The sequence below is a fragment of the Sphingomonas sp. Ant20 genome (assembly GCF_000783375.1).
Lineage (GTDB): Bacteria > Pseudomonadota > Alphaproteobacteria > Sphingomonadales > Sphingomonadaceae > Sphingomonas > Sphingomonas aerolata.
Genome location: NZ_JRVI01000154.1, coordinates 36,713 through 55,149 on the forward strand (window position 1 = coordinate 36,713; position 18,437 = coordinate 55,149).

General features: G+C 63.4%; 19 protein-coding genes and 1 pseudogene. 19 read left to right on the forward strand and 1 reads right to left on the reverse strand.

The window, feature by feature from the left end; all coding sequences use genetic code 11:
* The first annotated feature begins 235 nt into the window (after positions 1 to 235).
* The 18 genes from NI18_RS16185 to NI18_RS24560 all read left to right on the forward strand — a co-directional run bounded on the left by NI18_RS16185 (position 236) and on the right by NI18_RS24560 (position 15,766).
* A complete protein-coding gene (locus NI18_RS16185) occupies positions 236 to 850 on the forward strand; it encodes a hypothetical protein (protein WP_037531410.1) in 615 nt (204 codons plus the stop codon).
* Positions 847 to 1,020 (forward strand): hypothetical protein, encoded by a 174-nt coding sequence (locus tag NI18_RS25195; protein ID WP_157840564.1) that lies wholly within the window; start codon positions 847 to 849, stop codon positions 1,018 to 1,020. The genes NI18_RS16185 and NI18_RS25195 overlap by 4 nt, the downstream gene beginning before the upstream one ends.
* A gap of 14 nt (positions 1,021 to 1,034) precedes the next feature.
* Positions 1,035 to 1,490, forward strand: a complete 456-nt coding sequence (locus tag NI18_RS16190) for a hypothetical protein (protein WP_198527044.1) — start codon at positions 1,035 to 1,037, stop codon at positions 1,488 to 1,490.
* A 20-nt stretch (positions 1,491 to 1,510) separates the two neighbouring features.
* A complete protein-coding gene (locus NI18_RS25200; RefSeq protein ID WP_157840565.1) occupies positions 1,511 to 1,663 on the forward strand; it encodes a hypothetical protein in 153 nt (50 codons plus the stop codon).
* Positions 1,663 to 1,986: a hypothetical protein gene (locus NI18_RS16195; protein WP_052149257.1), complete on the forward strand. Its 324-nt coding sequence runs from the start codon at positions 1,663 to 1,665 to the stop codon at positions 1,984 to 1,986. The genes NI18_RS25200 and NI18_RS16195 overlap by 1 nt, the downstream gene beginning before the upstream one ends.
* 11 nt (positions 1,987 to 1,997) lie before the next feature.
* Positions 1,998 to 6,083, forward strand: a complete 4,086-nt coding sequence (locus NI18_RS22525) for a hypothetical protein (RefSeq protein WP_052149258.1) — start codon at positions 1,998 to 2,000, stop codon at positions 6,081 to 6,083.
* Between the two features lie 32 nt (positions 6,084 to 6,115).
* Positions 6,116 to 6,628 carry a hypothetical protein gene (locus NI18_RS16200; RefSeq protein WP_037531414.1) on the forward strand — a complete coding sequence of 171 codons (513 nt, stop codon included), beginning with the start codon at positions 6,116 to 6,118 and terminating at the stop codon, positions 6,626 to 6,628.
* Positions 6,621 to 6,905, forward strand: a complete 285-nt coding sequence (locus NI18_RS16205; protein ID WP_031441156.1) for a hypothetical protein — start codon at positions 6,621 to 6,623, stop codon at positions 6,903 to 6,905. The genes NI18_RS16200 and NI18_RS16205 overlap by 8 nt, the downstream gene beginning before the upstream one ends.
* A 54-nt stretch (positions 6,906 to 6,959) precedes the next feature.
* Positions 6,960 to 7,505, forward strand: a complete 546-nt coding sequence (locus tag NI18_RS16210; protein ID WP_052149259.1) for a hypothetical protein — start codon at positions 6,960 to 6,962, stop codon at positions 7,503 to 7,505.
* A complete protein-coding gene (locus NI18_RS16215) occupies positions 7,505 to 7,909 on the forward strand; it encodes a hypothetical protein (protein WP_052149260.1) in 405 nt (134 codons plus the stop codon). The genes NI18_RS16210 and NI18_RS16215 overlap by 1 nt, the downstream gene beginning before the upstream one ends.
* 517 nt (positions 7,910 to 8,426) lie before the next feature.
* On the forward strand, positions 8,427 to 8,939 hold the full coding sequence (locus NI18_RS16220; RefSeq protein WP_037531417.1) for a TIGR02594 family protein: 513 nt from the start codon (positions 8,427 to 8,429) through the stop codon (positions 8,937 to 8,939).
* Positions 8,936 to 9,385, forward strand: coding sequence for a hypothetical protein (locus NI18_RS16225; RefSeq protein ID WP_037531419.1), 450 nt, complete (start codon positions 8,936 to 8,938; stop codon positions 9,383 to 9,385). Before NI18_RS16220 ends, NI18_RS16225 begins: the two co-directional genes overlap by 4 nt.
* Positions 9,386 to 9,544: 159 nt before the next feature.
* On the forward strand, positions 9,545 to 11,980 hold the full coding sequence (locus tag NI18_RS16230; RefSeq protein WP_128082284.1) for a hypothetical protein: 2,436 nt from the start codon (positions 9,545 to 9,547) through the stop codon (positions 11,978 to 11,980).
* Entirely contained in the window at positions 11,977 to 13,437 is a 1,461-nt protein-coding gene (locus NI18_RS16235) for a cadherin repeat domain-containing protein (RefSeq protein ID WP_198527045.1), read from the forward strand. Before NI18_RS16230 ends, NI18_RS16235 begins: the two co-directional genes overlap by 4 nt.
* Before the next feature lies 1 nt (position 13,438).
* Entirely contained in the window at positions 13,439 to 14,734 is a 1,296-nt protein-coding gene (locus tag NI18_RS16240) for a cellulase family glycosylhydrolase (RefSeq protein WP_037531427.1), read from the forward strand.
* Positions 14,735 to 14,759: 25 nt separating this feature from the next.
* Positions 14,760 to 15,089 (forward strand): hypothetical protein, encoded by a 330-nt coding sequence (locus NI18_RS16245; protein WP_037531429.1) that lies wholly within the window; start codon positions 14,760 to 14,762, stop codon positions 15,087 to 15,089.
* Complete coding sequence (locus NI18_RS25205) at positions 15,082 to 15,234, forward strand: hypothetical protein (protein ID WP_157840566.1); 153 nt, start codon at positions 15,082 to 15,084, stop codon at positions 15,232 to 15,234. Before NI18_RS16245 ends, NI18_RS25205 begins: the two co-directional genes overlap by 8 nt.
* 277 nt (positions 15,235 to 15,511) lie before the next feature.
* Positions 15,512 to 15,766, forward strand: coding sequence for a hypothetical protein (locus tag NI18_RS24560; RefSeq protein WP_128082285.1), 255 nt, complete (start codon positions 15,512 to 15,514; stop codon positions 15,764 to 15,766).
* Here the strand turns inward: NI18_RS24560 and NI18_RS16250 are convergent.
* A pseudogene (locus NI18_RS16250) lies at positions 15,767 to 16,939 on the reverse strand (IS3 family transposase). It abuts the gene before it with no gap.
* A 1,249-nt stretch (positions 16,940 to 18,188) separates the two neighbouring features.
* On the opposite strand from NI18_RS16250, the gene NI18_RS16260 reads away from it, so the two are divergent.
* Positions 18,189 to 18,437 (forward strand): transposase (locus NI18_RS16260; protein WP_037531465.1); only part of this gene is annotated, 249 nt, incomplete at its 3' end.

Below are 18,437 nucleotides of genomic sequence, written 5' to 3' on the forward strand. Positions count from 1 at the left end.
CCTCTACGGCAAGGATCAGCAGCTCGGCAGCGTCCTGGGCGGCGGCTTCGATGCCTCCTATTATTCGGACGTCGAGAAGAAGAAGAAGTTCCTCGGGATCAGCACCGGCACGTCCTACTCGACAAAATATACCGGCGCGGACGCTGGCCTCGAAAACCAGTTCACGCTGATCCTCAAGCAATTCAACGACGCGATCGCCGCGTCCGCGGGACCGCTTGGCATCGCCACCGGTGACGTGCAGGCCCGCCTCAACAGCTTCGTCGTCAGCATCGGGAAGATCGACCTTAAGGACCTCACCGGCGAGCAGATCCAGGAGAAGCTGACTGCGGTGTTCGGCGCTGCCGCTGACAAGATGGCGGCGACCGCAGTCCCGGGTCTCGAGCGCTTCCAGAAGGTAGGGGAAGGCGCTTTCGAGACGCTGGTTCGTGTCGCGTCGACGGTCGAAGCGGTCGGCACTGCGCTGGATCTACTCGGCACTGCCACTCGTGGTTTCAGCATCGACGCCAAGCTTGCACTGGCCGACCAGTTTGACAGCGTCAGCGACCTGACCAGCGCTGCGAGCGCTTATTTCGAGGCGTTCTACAGCAAGGAAGAGCAGGCGGCCGCTAAGACGGCGCAGTTCGCCAAGGTGTTCGACAGCCTCGGCATGGCGATGCCAGCGAGCCTTGCCGGTTTTCGCCAGCTCGTTGAGGCGCAGGATCTCAACACCGCCGCGGGGCAGTCGGCTTACGGCACGCTGCTCAAGCTCGCGCCGGCGTTCGCGACCTGCAGTCCGCGATGGAGGGTGCCCGGAGCGCGGCCGATATCGCAGCCGAACGTCAGGACCTCGAGCGCAAGCTGCTCGAATTGAAGGGCGACACCGCGACGCTCCGCGCCCTCGACCTTGCCAAGCTCGACGTCAGCAACCGTGCTTTGCAGCAGCAGATCTGGGCGATCCAGGATGCCCAAGAAGCGGCCAAGGTGCCGAGGCGCTGCGCGACGCTTGGACGTCGGTCGGTGACGGCCTCATGGACGAGGTGAAGCGCATTCGCGGGTTGACCGACGCGAGCAATGGCAATGGCTTTGCCGCCCTGCAGGGGCAGTTCAACACGGCGACCAGCGCCGCGCGCAGCGGTGATCAAGATGCGGCGAAGGGTTTGCCAGCGCTCAGCCAGGCGCTGCTCACCGCGGCTGCGGAACAGGCGACCAGCCGGCAGGAGCTGGAACGCGTGCGCGCCATGACCGCCGCCAGCCTCGAGGCGACCTATGGCGTGATCAGCGCACTCGGCAACGGCACCACCACGCCGACCAGCGAGCAGATGACCAGTCGGCAGGAACTCGACCGCGTGCAGGCGATGAATGACGCCAGCCGCCAGGCCGCCTATGGCGTCGTCAGCGCGCTAGCGAGCGGTACCGCCGCGTCGGGCCGCACCGCCACGCCGATCGATACGATGATCACGGCCGCCAACGTCGCGACGGGCAAGGCGCCCGCGCCGCTAACGACGATCTGATCGTCAGCGCCATTGAGGCCTTGCAGGAAGAGGTCGCCGGCCTTCGCCGTGAGAATAGTTCGGCGCAGTCCGAGATCGCCCGCAACACCAAGGGGATCGATCGCAAGCTCGACGATGTCACGGCTGATCATAACGGCATGGCGTTCAGCGTCGGCAATGCGAGCGCCGCCTGATGAAGGTCGTCACCGCCGCAGGCGCGATCGAGCTAGGCACCGTCGAGACGGCACCGACGATCGGCGTCATCGACTACAGCCGGCGGGTCACCGACGAGTTCGGCGTCACCACGGTTGTGCAGCGCGGTTTCGCGCGGCGCATGACGGTGCGTCTCGCCGTGCCGTTCGACGACGTCGACACGATCCAGCGCCAGCTCGCCGAGCTTCGTGCCACCTCGCGACGTGGATCGCCGACGATCGCTTCGGCAGCCTCACCGTCCGCGGGTTCTACAAAGAGTTCGAGGTCGACCATGCGACCGCGCCGCTCAGCTATTGCACGCTGACGGTCGAGGGGATGACCGGCGAGGAGGCGTTTACGGACGACGGCTCCGATCCGGCCCCGCCCGGCCAAGCGTCCAGCCTTCAGCTGCTCCAGCCGATCGCGATCACAGAGGCCGTCCTGACGTCGAGCAGCGTTTCCGAGGATGACGCCATCGAGTGGACGGCAGCCGGCGGCTACGCCTTGGGGCAGCGCGTCATCCGGCGCTCGACGCACCGCCTCTGGGAAAGCCTGCTCGAACGGAACGTCGGTCATGACCCGGCGACGACAACGGGGGCATGGCTCGACGTCGGACCGACGAACCGCTGGGCGATGTTCGATCAGGCGCTCGGATCCGTCACGACCGACGAAGCGCCGATCGTGGTTACGCTGCGCCCCGGCCCCGCGGCGTCTGGCCTTGCGATCCTCGATTGCAACGCTGCGACCGTCCGCGTTCAGGCCCCCGAATATGACCGCACTGTTGCGCCGACGGGCAGCTCGGGCGCTGCGCTGTTCCTCGATCTGTCGCTGGCGGCCGGGGCCAGCATCACTGTAACGCTGACACCGTTCGGCAAGGCCGCGACGCGCGTGGTCTGGGACGATGGTTTCGCGTGGGACGACTCGGTCTCGTGGCAGGACACGGTCGCCGGCACTGCCACGGTGGAACCGCCAAGCTGGGCCGATGCCGAGGCCGTGAGCGACACCACAGAGTGGCAGGACAGCCGCGGTGGCGATGGTACCGTATTCGTCGGCACCATGGTGCTCGGCATTTTGCGGCCGCTCGGCATCACCGAGGGTTCGGCGACGTCGGGCATCACCGACTACAGCCGGCGCGAGACCGACGAGTTCGGCGAGACGATGATCGTCCCGCGCGCCTGGGCGAAGCGGATGGCGGGCAAGGCGCTGATCCGGACCGATGCGGTCGACCAGGTCGTCGGGCGGATCGCTGCGGTTCGCGCAGTCCCATCGCTGTGGCTCGGCGATGCCGGTGTCGACAGCCTTATCGTCTACGGTTTCTTCAAGGACTTCAGCGTCGAGGTCGGCGAGACGCTGAGCAAGCTGACGCTTTCGATCGAGGGCTTCAGCGAAGCGAAGACCCCGGCGCCACTGACAATCCCCTGGGAGAATGTCAGCGGCACGAAGCCGACCGAGAACGCCGACAACACCAGTGAAAACACGTCGAAGGACACTGACGCGGTTGCCGGGGTGCCGGCGAAGCAGGTCATCGCCGACGCGGCCTCGGTAAAGCAGCGCTCGGATATCCTCGAGAACATCACGATCCCCGCGATCAACAGCGCGGTCGCGGCGGCCAATGCCCTGATCAAGACAGCTGGGGCGAAGGCAGATGCGGCGCTGGCCGACCTCAATGCCAAGCTGCTCGCGTCCGGGATCGTTCTCGACGCGGCATTAGCCAACGCCGATAGCAAACTGGCAGCGGCGCGCGTAACGGCCGATCTGGCCGTCAGTCGGGCAAATACCCGCATCGATGCGGCGATGACCGACCTGAACGCCGAGGCGAACCGGGCGCAGGGCAAGGACGAGCTGCTCGATCGTCGCATCGACAGCCTGACCGTCGTCACCAACAAAAACGACGGTGAGGTCCGCGCGCTGATCGAGACGGAGCGGCTGGTCCGCACCGATGACGTCCGCGCGATCGCGCAGCGCATCGACACCGTTGTCACCGATTATACGAGCCGGGACAGCGTCACCAACACGCGGATCACGACCCAGGTCACCGCCCTGTCCGCGGCCGACAGGGCGCTTGGTGAGCGGATTGACACCGTGACCACTGAGTTCAAGGCGGCGGACTCGGCGACCAGCACGCGGATCACGGATTCGGTCGCGGCCCTGTCCGCGGCCGACGAAGCGATCGGCAAGCGCGTCGACTCGATCGTGACCGACGTCATCACCAAGGAAACCGCTACCCGCGCGGAGATCAGCCGGGTCGAGCTTTCCTCGTCGACCCGCGACACCGCCCTTGGGCAGCGCATCGACAGCGTCGTGACGGACTATACCGGCCGCGACACCGTCACCAATACGCGGATCACCCAAACGATCACTGCCCTGTCGGCCGCGGACAAGGCGCTCGGTGAACGGATCGACACGGTCACCACCAACTTCAAGGCGGCGGACGCAGCGACCAGCACGCGGATCAGCGATGCGGTCACTGCCCTTTCCGACGCCGATGCGGCAATCGGCAAGCGCGTCGACGCTATCGTGACCGACGTCACCACCAAGGACACCGCCACCCGCGCTGAGATCGGCCGGGTTGAGCTTGCATCGTCGACCCGCGACACAGCGCTCGGACAGCGGATCGACACGGTCACGGCCGACTACCAGTCTGCCAACACTGCCACCAACACCCGGATCACTGACACGCGCGCGCCTTTGCGGATGCCGACCAGGCAATCGGGCAGCGCATTTCGGAGGTGCAGAGCAGCTTCGCGCCTGGTGGTGGAAACCTCATCAGCAACACCGACTTCGTCACGACAGACGGCTGGTCGGAAAACTATAATCCGAGCCGACCTACTTACGGGATCAACATTGCCGGGGACCCCTATCATCCGTCCGGCGAGAACGTTCTTTCGATATTGCAGCTCGGCCGTGTGGGGCGGCGGGGGACACCTATTTTCGACTGGATCTCAAGCCCCCGTTCCGGTGAGAGCTGGCGATTATGTGCAGTTCTCGGTCATGTGCGCATCGCATCGAGCTAGCACCCAAAGTTACCTCGGGTGGCGCGATCGCGATGGCGCCGTCTTCCTGTACACAGTCGGCAACATTAACACCTCAACGGAGAGCTTAGCTAACGACCCCCGCCCTTTTTTAAGCGGTCGGGTCAGCTGTCCGTTCAAGTCCCGCCTAACGCCGTTGCGGCCTTCCTGCTCATGCGGAAGCTGGATACCTACGCAGGGCAGGATAACAGCTACGCCTGGTTCTGGCGTCCGTACATCGGCGGTGCTCGTCAGGGCCAAAAACGCTTGGAATGATTGGTCATCGGGTAGCGCGCGGGCTGTGCAGGCCGCCACAGCTGCTCGCGTCGCTACCAGCATCGATACCCTGGCCGACGCTGACCGTGCGATCGGGCGACGGATCGACACGGTCAGTGCCGACTATGTCAGCCGGGATAGCACGACAAACGCTCGCGTAGATCAAACGGTGAGCGCGCTGAGCGAGGGTGATCGCGCGCTCGGCATCCGGGTCGATGGCGTAGCGGCCAGCCTAGTGAGCACCGATAGCGCAGTGCGTGCCGAGATCGGCCGGGTCGAGCGGACATCGGTCGATCGAGACACGGCGCTAGGACAACGCAGCGACACGATTACGGCATCGCTCAACGCCGCCAGCGGGCGGCTGTCGACGGTCGAAACCGCGGTAACCGACGGCAGGTTCGCCACGGCGCAGCGTGTCAGCAATCTTGAAGCGCAGGTGTCCGGTTCCGGTGGCGATCTGACGGCAAAGATCGACGAGCGGCTCACCGTTGTCGTCGATCCCAAGATTGGCGCCGTGACGCAGAGCGTGACGAACCTGCGCAGCGATTACAACGGCACAGCTGCCACGGTGCAGCAGCAAGCCGGCACGCTGGTTGACCTTGCGGGCAAGGCGCGAGCCTATGTCAGGCTAAACGCCGATGCCGGCAATGGATATGCCCAGCTCAGCCTGTTTGCCGACCAATACGGGGGTGCATGGGAGCTCGTCGGCAACGGCCGGATTGCCGGCAATCTTTTCGTCGATGGTACGATCACCACGAGCAAGGTCGCGCCGAACAATATCACCAACACGGTCGCGATCGCCGGCATGAGCGGCGGCGTAAGCCCCGAAGACACAGGCGAAACCGGGCGGGTTTATATCACCAGCACCGGCGGCACGATGAAGGTCGACGTACAGGCCGACGGCACTCGGACCGGTGGCTCCGGCAACATGCGAGCGCAGCTATTTGCGGCATACAACGGAACCGAGCTGGCCCTCTCGCGCGAGGTGGCTTTCACGCCATCAAATACGGCGGTTCCTGTCGGCTTCTTCCAGATCATCCAATTTCCGGCGGGGACAGCGTGCAGTTTTTCCTCCGCTTCTTCGTCACCACCACAAACACGACGTGGACCTATACCAGTGCCGCAATCGCGGTGACTGAGTTCAAGCGCTAGTCCCGGAGCTTCATCATGGAACATTGGATCATCTATGACCTTGCGTCAGGCGAGGAGCTTTGGCGTGGCGGCGGGTCAGTCGGATCTGCCGCGCAGCAGCAGTTCTCTGAAGGCATGGGCATGGTCATGGTGCCGGCGCAGGTCGTGCGCGCGCCCACCCTTGATCTCGACGCCCTGCGTGCAGCAAGCGCCGTGAAGATCGATGACGAAGCCGAACTTATCCGCCAGCGCATTCTGACGCCAGGCGCCGGGCAGGCCATGACGTATCAGCGCAAGGAAGCCGAAGCGCGCGCATGGTCCCTCGACAACGACACCACCACGCCGTTCCTCACTGCAGAGGCTGGGGCGCGCGGAATGACGATCGCGGACCTTGCGGCCGAGATCATCGAGCTTGCCGATGCGTGGGTGGCGATCGGCGCTGCGATCGAGGGGCTGCGCATGGGCGCCAAGGCCGCGGTGGGCCGCGCTGCGAACCTCGGCGCCATCGTTGCTGCCGGCAAGGTCGATTGGTCCGTCCTCAATGGCTGAGCGCTTCTGGCTCGGCCTGCGCCAGCTGCTCGTCGCGGTTGACCAGCTCGTCTACATCCTGATCGCCGTGCCGATCTATGTTGTCGCGGGCGGGCCAACCCCGTCGGCTGACGAGACGATTTCCAGTCGCGTCGGCCGCGCTGCAATCAAGGGGCATCGCTGGGGGCTTATCCTCGAAGCGATCATCGACCGCCTCTTCGTCCTCATCGGCGCGGCGCCAGAACACTGCCGGCGCAATGTCGAAACCGCCTTCCTGGGCTGCGCGCCCAAACCCTGAGGGATCCTACCATGAAGAACGCGAGCAACGCGGCCGTCCCGGTCGCGGGAAGGGATGACGCATGAGCGTGACAGCCACGAGCAACTACATTGGCGAGGCGATGCGGTCGACGGCCGCGCTGGCGCCTCCCTCCCTCGCGAACAACCCAGCCTGCTGGCGTGGAACCTGTTCGTCATGACCGCGGCCATGTGTCTCGGGTTGATGATGGCGGGCAAGCAGGCGCGGCGGATCTGGGCGGCGCGCGCGTTCGACCATCCGACCGATCCCGTCTCGATCTATCGGTTCGTCATTTTCCTTGCCGGGTGCGCGGTCGCCAGCCGGGGCGGCGCCGAGGCGATCAGTCTCTGGTCGTGGAGCTCGGGCGACGCCCACACCATCGAACGGGTGGCGGAACTCAAGCGCTGGCTCGATCCCGTCTCGGTCGGCTGCGGTTTCCTGTGGATGGCCTTGCATATCCTCGCTGAGCCGATGCTCGAGTTCCAGCTGCGCAAAGCCCCCCTGCCCGTCGACATGTGGTCGCGATGGCCGCAGCTGCGCCGTCCGATCGCTATCCTCGTCGTGAGCCTTGCAATGGCAACCGCTGCCGTCGGGCTGCGGTAATGCGAGAGGGGGCTATCGCGGCGGTACCGGGCGTATCGGTACCGGTCATCTGGTCGTTTCTCGGCTACAGCTTTCCGGCCGGATCTATGATCGTCGGGCTTCTCGCCTGCCTCATGATCCGGCTGTTCATCACGCTCGACACACCGGGCCCTAAGCGCTGGCTGCTCGATATGATCATCACCGGAATCGCGATGCTGGTCACCGCGGTCTGGATCGCCGAGCATCAGGTCGACCTGTTCGCCGCGCTCGGCACTGGCGGCGCGCTGGGCGCGATCGGCACCGGCATAATCACCTTTTTCAAGCGCCGCGGGCAGAACGCGATCGACGCGCTCGACGCCGCTCTTCCGGGCAAGCCGGCAGTGCCGGCAGACATGACCGCCACCCTGCGCGAACTCGACAAGTAGGGAATAACGGCCCGCCCCCAGGGTCAGCCAAGGACGAGCCGGCCGAGGCGTTCTTGGGGATACGTCCGGCAACCTGAGAACGCCGTAAGTTGCCAGTCAGTTGCAAAGTAACGGCCCGCCCAACCGGGAGGGGTTCGTGGCGGGCCGACCGGGCAAGGTTAAGAAACCCGGCCCGTCGATAACAGCCAACCTCGCCAATAGCTTCACATCGAAGGAAATAATCATGGCGACGGCATCAACACCGGCGTGAGAGGCTTCCAGTGTCAGGCAGTCACACCGTCGCGCCATACTCCCTGCTCGTCGTAGCTGGGGCGGCATCGTGACGAGCAGGGAACCCTTCACGGGGAGGCAAAGCCTCATCTGGAAGATCACTAATTGTAGTTAATATTTCGTTAACGGCCCGCGCCGGCGACAAGAGGAAAAGCGCGAGGCGGGCCTGCCGGAGCTTTGAAGAGCCCGCAGGCCCAATCTGAAAAGCACCAAGCCCGAAACGCCTCACTATTGTAAGGAATTAAGCATGACGACGGCATCAACGCCGGCGTGGCTTCGCCATGCCTGGTCGCTTCTCGGCACCCGCGAAATAGTCGGACGCACGCACAACAATGCCCTGATCGCGTTTCTTAACTCGGCACGCAAATGGAACGGCGTGATCTGGAAAGATGACGAGATGCCGTGGTGCGGCGGCTTCGTCGCGGCATGCCTCGTTGCCATTGGTGTCGAGCCCGTCAAGATTGCGGCGCGCGCGAAGAGCTGGGCGGCATGGGGCAATAGACTGCGGCCTGAGCGCGTTGCCCCCGGTGCGGTCCTTGTCTTCGATCGCCCAGGTGGCGGGCATGTCGGCTTCTATGTCGGCGAAGACGAGACCGCATATCATGTGCTTGGCGGAAATCAGGGTAACGCGGTCTCGATAACGCGCATTGCAAAATCGCGTCTGACCGCATCGCGCTGGCCTGCCGGCGTGCCCGTTATCGGTGGCGCTGTGAAAATGAAGACGATCGCTGGCGTGCCCTTTTCGTCGAACGAAGCATGACTTGGGCGGCGGGCTTCGCCCTGTTGCGGCGTTTCTGGTGGTCGGTTCCGATGATCGGCCTGCTCGTCGCTCTGCATTTCACCCGCGCGACGCTCGCCGACCGCACGGCCACGCTGAAGGCTGAGCGGGCGGCGTGGAGCGCTGAGATCGCGAAGGCCGAGCAGCTGCGCAGCGATGCCGAGAAGCGGTTCGCCGTCCAGCAGAGCACGGCGCTGACGACCTTTGCCGACCGCCTCGCAGATCGTGAACCGATCATCCTTCGATCCACTGACACCGTGAGGACCTATGCGCAAACTACTGCTGGCCGTGCTGCCTGCCTTCCTGCTGACCGCGTGCGCGGGATCGACGCGCTCGACGCTGAGCTATTCGCCAACGATCCCGTCAGTGCCGGCCGAGGCGAAGAAGCCCTGCACGGCGACGCCGATGCGCCGGCAGCCGGACGGTAGCGCCAACAGCGCGGACGCCGAGGGTTCGCTGCGTGACGCGCGCGCTGACCTCGCGCTCTGCGACGTGCGCCGCGGCCTCGCCGTCGACGCCTCGCCGCGCTGACGCGTCGCTTCCGTGATGAGTGCCCAACCCGCTTTCCTAAATAGGAGTGTCCACGCATGGCCGTGCTGACGAATATCCCAAACAACACGTCCGCGCGTGATTGGCGCGATACGGTGAACTCGCTACTTAAGCGGGTTGCTGCGCTTGAGGCAGCCGGGGTGCCGGTAGCAACTGCAGCGCCTGCGTTCACAACGCAGCCGAGCATCAGCCCGACCAGCGGGACTGCGGGTTCGACCGTGTACGCCGCGACGCCTGGCACCGTCAGCAACGGCTCTGTCGTGTCCCGCGCGTGGCTGCTGAATGGCACCGCCATCAGCACTGGCGTGACAGCCCTGCCCGCGTCGTCCGGTACGCTCGCCTATCAAGAGACGGCGTCAGGCCCGGGCGGTACGACGACGTCGACGGTTCAGGTGGCAGCGGTGACTGCGGCCACCGTCACCCCTGCCCCGGCACCGTCTTTCATCTCGCAGCCGAGCATCAGCCCGAACACCGGCACTGCGGGGGCGACGACATTTACCGCAACCGCGGGCAACGTCAGCAACGGCTCGATCACGGCGCGTTCGTGGACGATCAACGAAACGGTGATCAGCACCGGCATCGCCGCGTCTCCGGCGTCGTCCGGCACCCTGACCTACCAAGAGACAGCGACCGGACCAGGCGGCACCACGCAGTCGACGGTGCAGCAGGTGACCGTTGCAACCGCAGCCGCGGCGGCTCCGGCCTTCACCTCGCAGCCGACCGTCAGCCCTTCGACTGGCACGGCGGGGGCGACGACTTACACCGCAACGCCAGGTGCCGTGTCGAACGGCACGATCACGTCACGTGCCTGGGCCTTGAACGGCTCGACGATCAGCACCGGACTTACCGCAACCCCCGCTTCCGCTGGCACGCTGACGTATCAGGAGTTTGCGACGGGCACGGGCGGCAGCGCATCGTCGTCGATTTTGACACGCACGGTATCGGCTGCGGCGGCAACACTCGGCGACCTGACGATTTCGCCGACCACCAGCACGGCAGGAACGTCGTATAACGGCGTGATCAATGGTGCGACGGCAGGTTCGGTCATCACCGGCACTGTTCCAGACGGGCTCGTGCTCAACAGCGCAGCGCGCACGATTACCGGCACGCCGACGACGGCAAGCACGGCTGGTTTTTCGCTTACCGAAACGCTTGGTGGCGCCACTGGATCGTCAAAAATCAACAGCATCGCGTTTACAGTTCGAGCAGCGGCACAGACGGCCGTCCTGAGGCTTCTGACGGTATCGCCATCGGCCGCTACGGTCGGCACGGCGTACAGCGGAACGATCGCTGGTTTGACATCGGGTAGCTCTGTTACTTTGTCAGGTGCGGGTTCGGCGGGTTTGTCTATCCAAGGGGCTGTCATCACCGGCACGCCGACCACGGCCGGCACGATCGATGTCGTCGAGACTCTGGATGGCGCGCAGTACTCCCCCCGCACGTCGAATGGCATCGTTACGGTCAACGCCACCGCGAATGTGCCGATCACGCGCGCTGTCCTCAGCGGTCAGCGACTGCCTGACACCCCTTCCCCGGCAACGGGTGGGGCGCCAACGGTCGACGCTGAATATGTTCGCTGTGAAAACCGCTACGTCGGCTCGGGTGATATTGCGACGGCCAGCTTCCGGCTGAACGGCTTCTACATCTGGACCGACGTCGCGATCAAAACGAAGGGCGCAATCACCTACAAGGAATTGGTGGTCGAGGTGAACGGCGTTTGCGTCAACTGCCTGCCGAACGGCCCGATGGTACTTCCACAGGGCGGCGTCGATATAGCGACGCCAGATATCGACTGGTCGCCTCTCGGTGGTCCGCCGGTGCAGGGCACGCTCGTCAGGATCAAGTGCCGCTACAGCATCCCCGCAGGAGCGCTGGGAATCGGCAACAGCGTTGCGGATTACGAGGGGGTCTTTGCGCGCGGCTTCGAGTCAGCCGGATCTACGGTGACGAGCCTGATGACGCCGGGTGACCCGGCCGTGACCGGAACACTTCTGACGAGCACGTACACCCATTGTCCAATCATGGTTGGCACGTTCGTCGGTGGCGACAAGGAGACGATCGTCTTCGGAGGCGACAGCATCACGGTTGGCTCTGGTGATAAGGGCGGCCAGTGGGCAGCGCTGCCCAGCCTCGCCAACGGGCAAAGCTCGACGGTTGGCACTTGGGAACAGATCCACACCCAGACCGACAGCCGGACGCTCGGGTTCAGCTACGCTGGCCGCGCGCTCGCGGGGGCTGAGCCTTCGACGAGGCCGGCATTGCCGGTATCATTGTCGCACGTATCGGCGGTGTCGCGACGCTATGGACAAACTCAAACGAGGTCGACAACGCGGCTGATGGACTGCGCGCACTCGTCAAGTACGGGTCGACGTTCTTCGAGGCCTACGGCACGAACTATTTCGACGGCTCGACCAATGCGGGCGGTGCTCCGGGCAACGCTTACGGCAACTCGCGGGCTGTATGGAACATGGTGAAGGCTAACGCCCGCACCGGTTCTGGCGTTCTCCCGCTACAGATTGGCCGTAGCCCGATCCCGCCTCGCCGCAATCGGGCTGACGATGCGGTCAACGCGCCGCTCGATCAGGTCGTGTACGGTCCGAAGTGGGATATTGACGGCAACGTCGCCACCTATCTCGGGCTGCTCGAAACAGCGTTCGCAAACAACGAGTTCGACTTCTGGGTTGAGACGACCGACCTGGCACGACGCGGCTCGGACAGAAGCACTGCGGCCTTCCACCAGTGGTTGCATGGCAACAGCACCTCGGAAGACGGCACGCACCCCTCACCCGATATGACACAGCCATGGGCGCGGCGTGTCCGGCGCGCGGTCCACGCCAAGCGCAACGGCCTCCCTGTTCTCGGCACGATCACTTGGGTTTCGGCGCCTAAGATTCCCGAGGGAGCGGCGCCCAACACCGTCGTCGGGATCGTCAACGTCAAGTATGAGACGAACCTGACGATGACCAACACGGCAGGCGGGCGCTTCAAGATGGGCCGTCGCCTTTCGGGAAGCACGGCAGAGGTGCTGGTCGCTGAAGTCCCGACGGATTACGAAACCTCCACGAGCCATCAGATCGAGATCACAGAGAGCCGGTCCGACCTCGCAATCACCTCGCGTACAACGTCGCTGACCATCTCGATCAGTGACGTGAACCCCGAGCCTGTTCCAGAGCATGCGGTCGTGACCGCGTATAAGAAGGCGCGGACTGTTCCGCTCTCGCCCCAACGGTACAGCGCTCTCAACACCTTTATTCGTACGATCGACGATGCAGGCGCGCTGAGCAAGTTGAGCCGCCTATATGTCTTTGCTGACCCCGAGCCTGTTACGAGCGACGGCGGGCTCAACATTGTCAGCCTTGCCACAGCAAAGCCGATCCCCGGCAGCAGCCCGACCTTCGAGCCGAATCTGGGCTACACCGGCAATGGCGCGGCGACTGGGGCAATCTCGCTCCGCACCTCATGGACGGACAGCAAGTATCTCCAGGACGATGCAGCGGTCGGCGTCTGGTGCAATGGTGAGTTCGGCGGCACGGCAGGCGATGGCAAGGAGCATATCTCGGCTTCGTCGGGCGGTGCGATCTGGCTAACCGCACGGAGTAGCGGTGGCACCGGCACTGAGACCTTCCGTATGAACTCAGGCACGACGGTCACAACACGGACCGGGTCGACGTCGCGCCTTGGGCATCGGGCGGCGTCACGAACCGGGGCCACGGCAGCGGCAGCGTTTTATAACGGCCAGCAGACCGCCACGTCGGATGCTGCGTCTATAGCGCAGACGACGACGGCTCAGGTGCTGCGTGCGCAGGCAAGCTACTCCACCGATCGCATCGCAGCTCTGTGGAGCGGGGGCGGTCTGACAGCAGCGCAGCAGGCTGCGATGCACTCGGCCTTGTACGCATATCTCAACAGCTTCGGCGCAGCGGGGTTCTAACATGATCCGATCGATTATCTTTGCCGCCCTAGCGCTGCTCGCCTCCCCGGCGGCAGCGCAGACCGTCCACACGATCACCGGGGCCAATCCGCCCGCGCAGTACAGGGTTTGTGCGGGCGACACGCTCGTCCTGAAAAGGCAGATGGGCCGCGAGCTGCTGCGCGACGGGTCGCGCGAAAAGGGCTGGCTGGGCTGGAACGATCGAAACCGGTCGAACGCGGCCGGCAACTGGTTTGAGACGGTCGGTGCCACCCGGCTCCGGTTCGTCGAGAACGTCCAGGGCAAAGGCTGGGTCTATGCCCCCGTCGACGCGGCCCCGTGTGCGGCGCACGCGGCGCAGTCAGCGATCGTATCGCCCCCGGCGCATACCACGCTCGTCACCCCGCTGTTCGGGGCGAACCTCTCGGGTGCAGAGGCCAGCGGCAGCGACGCAGTCCGCCCGTCGGCGGAGGACTGGCGCGGCTACATCGAGAAGCACAGGTTCGGCCTGATCCGCTATCCGTTCAAGGATGACCGGATGACCCCCGCGCGCGTCGCCGAGCTTAAGGTCAACTTGGCCTATGCGCGCAGCAAGAGCGTGCCGGTAATCCTCGATAACCACACCTATCGATGGGACACCGTCGACCGGTTCGTCCAGTTCTGGACCGGCTTCGCACGCAATTTCCCCGACGACGGCTCGGTGCTGCTCGATCTGGTAAACGAGCCGAAGGGCTTCAACGACCCGGTGATGACGAACGACTGGGACCAGTGGCTGCGTGACAGCAACCTGATCATCGCCGGTCTGCGCGCAAATGGTATCCGTCACCCAATCCTGCTCGAATATCCGCAATGGTCAGCAACGTTCCGCTTCGACAAGAAGGAGGGGCCGAAGAAGGCGTGCGAGAGCGCCGGCTGCGCGATCGATCGCGGGGGTGGCCTGAAGGATCCACTGAGCCTGACGTTCATCAACGGCCATCGCTATTTCGATAAGGGATCCAGCGGCACGAGCAGCGAATGCGTCGATAAGACGAGCGGCTTTGCCGAGTTTGCCGAGCAGCTGCGCCGGCGCGGCCTCAAGGGCTACATTACTGAAAGCGCGTTCGCCTCGCACTACGGGATGAAAGCCTCGTGCGCGGCAGTCGGTGCCGAGGCGATCGCGGCGCTGCGCGCGAACAGCGATGTCCTGCTCGGCATCACCTGGTGGGGTGGTGGCCGCGTCTGGCCGGAGAGCTACATCTTCAAGATCGACCCGCCCAAGGCCGCGCGCTTCACGGCTCCCACCTCGGGTTATGTCGAGCGGCTGACGGGTCGCCGATAGTCCAGCATGAAAGGAGGTAGTGCCCATGACCGGGTGCACCGAGTTTCGCCAGTCCGGCCCCTGCCTGATAGCATGGCAGGGGCCGACTCCCGTCGCGCAGATCGCGTGGGATGCTGCTGAGAGCGGCTGGTACATCAACTTCTTATCTGTCGAGCAACCCCAGCTCCTCGCGCCGCTTCTGTCGAAATTCCGGAAGCTATGGCGCCGCAGCGGCAAGCCGACCCTCTCGTTCCACGCATCCCCCGATAATCAGGTCATCGGGAGGCTTATAGGGATCCTCGGAGCTAAGTGCTTTGCGGGCCTCTATTCCATTGTCGACCTGGATCACTCTATCGAAGGAAATCACCATGGGTGACAAGGAAAACCGCGCATACAAGAAGCTCTCGGCCAAGGGTCGCACGGCTTACGGTCGCGACCGGGCGAAGGATGCCGATGCCAATGGGGGCACGTTCAATGCGACCCTCGAGAAGCTGTACGCGGGCTATTACAACGCGATGTGACTCGGGCGCCCGGTTCGAGAGAACCGGGCGTTTCATCAAAGGTCTATCGACCACCCGACAAATTTATCGGGCTAGGGCACTGAGTTCTATCGGGAGTTTACGGGGTAGCGACATTGTTAATTATCTAACGGCTACGTCCGAACACTAGGCAGGCCCAAGCATACGTCTCCGGGCGGCCCCGCCGCTCTAGCCTGGCTGCGGGGCATGGAATTAGTGATTGCCACATATTTTCCCACCCGTGTACAGGGCTCTCGATAAGGCCAGACGGAGCACGAGCATGATCGACGGCGTTAATCGGCTTGCCAGCTTCTGGCATGGCGGACCGCTAAGCGGTTTGGAACTTGCCTGTTTAGCTAGTTTCGTGCGGCAAGGCTACGAAGTCACTGTATACAGTTATGATAAACTTAAGAGCTTGCCGGAAGGGGTGCGCGAAGGTGATGCACGCACCATAGTTGATATTAAATATCTTCATAGTTTTCTGGTGCTCGGCAAGCCTAGTGAGCAGCCCCCACCGGGTGGTCCGGGTAGATAGTTAGTGCATTGTCGCCTCCGCCGCCATTGCCGGGCGTAGGTGGAGCGAAGCGGAACCGAAGGCTGGCAATGGCGGGGTCGCTGCTGCTGGCGCTGGAGGTCGATAGCCCAGGCTGCTGTGTGGTCGGACAGTGTTATAGTGACGCCGCCACGCCTCGATCAGCACCCTTGCCTCGGCGAGGCTGTAGAAGATCTCGCCGTTGAGCAGCTCGTCGCGAAGCGAACCGTTGAAGCTCTCGTTATAGCCGTTTTCCCCATGGCGAGCCCGGCGCGATGTACAGCGTCTTCACGCCGATCTGGCCGAGCCATTTCTGGACCGCGGTAGCGATGAACTCGCTGCCATTGTCCGACCTGATATGCGCGGGCGGCCCCCGGGCGATGAACAGCTCGGCAAGCGCCGCCAGCACGTCTTCGTGTTTCAACTGACGTGCGACGATCAGCGCCAGGCATTCCCTGCTGGCCTCGTCGATGATCGTGAGGATCCGGAACTTGCGCCCGTCGTGCGTTCGCGCTTCGACAAAGTCGTATGCCCAGACATGCCCCGGATACTCCGGCCGCAGCCGGATGCACGAGCCGTCGTTCAACCACAGCCGGCCACGCTTGGGTTGCTTCTGTGGCACCTTCAGCCCCTCACGCCGCCAGATGCGTTCGACACGCTTATGATTCACCGACCACCCCGCGGCATGCAGCAGTGCGGTCACCCGGCGGTAACCGTAGCGTCCATACTGCCCGGCCAGCGCAACGATGTCCTCAGTCAGTGCCTGTTCGTCATCTGCCCCACACGGCACTTTGCGCTGCGTCGACCGATGCTGCCCGAGCACGCGACACACCCGTCGCTCGGATACGTCCAGCACCTCTTTCACTTGGTCAATGCAGCGTCGGCGCCGCGCGGGGCTTAGAAGTTTCCCCGTGCCGCCTCCTGCAGGATCAGCTTGTCCAGTGTCAGGTCGGAGATCGCACGCCGCAGCCGCAGGTTCTCCTTCTCCAAATCCTTCATCCGACGAGCCTGATCCGTCTTCAGGCCACCATATTCCTTGCGCCAGCGGTAATAGGTTTGCTCGCTGACCGCGATCCGCCGACACGCCTCGGCGGTCGTCCCGCCCTGGCCCAGGACGATTTCAACTTCACGCAGCTTCCCGATGATCTCTTCCGGCTTATGCTTTTTCGCAGGCATTCGTCGTCCCTTCCTTGATCCAGACTCTCATAGTCGTTGGACCGCTCAGAAGGGGGCAGCTCACCTTACGATATCACTGCACGCCTTGGAGGTGATGAATTTGCATTTTTGCTTAACAGTTCGAGACGAGGCCGCGGGTGAGCGAAAGTCTAGCAGCATCCATCAGGCGTTGATAGCTGCGCTGGAAACCTCACAGTGGCGTGCAACGTGTAGCTTGGGCGCTGCCACAGGAAGCGACTTTGAGCAGGCCATTCGAATTGCTGATAAGATCATGTACGAAGCAAAGTCGATCAAGAAGTCTACAGTGTCCTAGTGACAGTCAACACGTATATGATGAACTAATAATAAGCGTCCTCGTCAAAGCGAAATAGACAGCGGGCCTTTACACAAGTCTGCTTTAGAGGCGCAACACCTGTTGTGGGTGACCCGTTCTAGTATCTCGCAACGCACACCTTCGCACCATATACAACCAGTGCAACAGCTGAAGCGCGAGCCTCAAACGATCAGTTCATACGGTGAACTTTTCAAGTGTGATCACAATCAGTCAGGCTTAAGTCGCAGCCCAGCTTCCTTCATCGCCACCTGCCCTAGGGCCACAGCGCTCGCGTCTACAAGCGAATCCGCGAGTTTGATGGCCGCTGCGGGGGAAAGGGTCAGCGTGATCCCTGCTCCTTCAAGCCGAACGCAGCTTTTCCAAGGCGTCGCGGTAAAGCACTCAGTATCCAGTACGACGACCATCCATCTCCTATCGTCAAGCCGCAGGTGCCTGAATGGTCTAACGTATCATATTATAGATTGTTTATGCGGTTTATCTTAAGGGCATAGCGGCGTTGTCTGGATCTCAGCAGCATCCGATGCACAGGCCTGGTGGTCCAAGCCTCCGAGCCACGCTCAGTGAGACAGCTAACGGTCGCGTAGACACACCAGCGGTCCGCTCCGCCCTGCGCTGTCTCTGGCATCACTGCCCCGAGCGCTGGTCCGTCGTGATGTTTGGGAGGGCGCGCAGCAGGATAACTAAATCCGTCGGAGGCAGAGTGTGACGGCCTCGTTCATCGGCATTGTGCGGCAGCTGCGTCGATCGGGCGCATATACCGAAGCCAGCAACGCGCGGGCAGCATCGCCAGCAAAAAATTTGCAGTTAATCGACTTTAACCCCATGAAGTTGGGATTACTAAACAGTTCTAATGGGCTTTGTTGCACAAAGGGCGTTGGGATTCCCTGTGAGGGTCAGGAAGCGTAGGTGGGATGGATGCCAAAACCGACCATGCCGAAGTACCGCACGACGAACTGGAGCGAGTATAACGCAGCGCTGAAGCGCCGCGGGTCGCTGGAGGTCTGGTTTGACCCGGGCATGGATTGGCTGGCAGCCCCGATTGGTCGTCGAGGTCGGCCGATGCGGTTTTCGGACAGCGCGATCAGGGTTTGCCTGACGCTGAAGATAGTGTTCGGACTGCCGCTACGGCAGGTGACGGGACTGGTTGCCAGCCTGCTGAAGCTG

Coding starts and splice junctions, on each gene's coding strand:
- NI18_RS16230 (WP_128082284.1), top strand. CDS start 9,545: ATGGCCGTGCTGACGAATATCCCAAACAACACGTCCGCGCGTGATTGG.
- NI18_RS24560 (WP_128082285.1), top strand. CDS start 15,512: ATGATCGACGGCGTTAATCGGCTTGCCAGCTTCTGGCATGGCGGACCG.
- NI18_RS16215 (WP_052149260.1), top strand. CDS start 7,505: ATGCGAGAGGGGGCTATCGCGGCGGTACCGGGCGTATCGGTACCGGTC.
- NI18_RS16195 (WP_052149257.1), top strand. CDS start 1,663: ATGAAGGTCGTCACCGCCGCAGGCGCGATCGAGCTAGGCACCGTCGAG.
- NI18_RS16225 (WP_037531419.1), top strand. CDS start 8,936: ATGACTTGGGCGGCGGGCTTCGCCCTGTTGCGGCGTTTCTGGTGGTCG.
- NI18_RS16200 (WP_037531414.1), top strand. CDS start 6,116: ATGGAACATTGGATCATCTATGACCTTGCGTCAGGCGAGGAGCTTTGG.
- NI18_RS25205 (WP_157840566.1), top strand. CDS start 15,082: ATGGGTGACAAGGAAAACCGCGCATACAAGAAGCTCTCGGCCAAGGGT.
- NI18_RS16240 (WP_037531427.1), top strand. CDS start 13,439: ATGATCCGATCGATTATCTTTGCCGCCCTAGCGCTGCTCGCCTCCCCG.
- NI18_RS16205 (WP_031441156.1), top strand. CDS start 6,621: ATGGCTGAGCGCTTCTGGCTCGGCCTGCGCCAGCTGCTCGTCGCGGTT.
- NI18_RS22525 (WP_052149258.1), top strand. CDS start 1,998: ATGACCGGCGAGGAGGCGTTTACGGACGACGGCTCCGATCCGGCCCCG.
- NI18_RS16210 (WP_052149259.1), top strand. CDS start 6,960: ATGACGCATGAGCGTGACAGCCACGAGCAACTACATTGGCGAGGCGAT.
- NI18_RS16220 (WP_037531417.1), top strand. CDS start 8,427: ATGACGACGGCATCAACGCCGGCGTGGCTTCGCCATGCCTGGTCGCTT.
- NI18_RS16245 (WP_037531429.1), top strand. CDS start 14,760: ATGACCGGGTGCACCGAGTTTCGCCAGTCCGGCCCCTGCCTGATAGCA.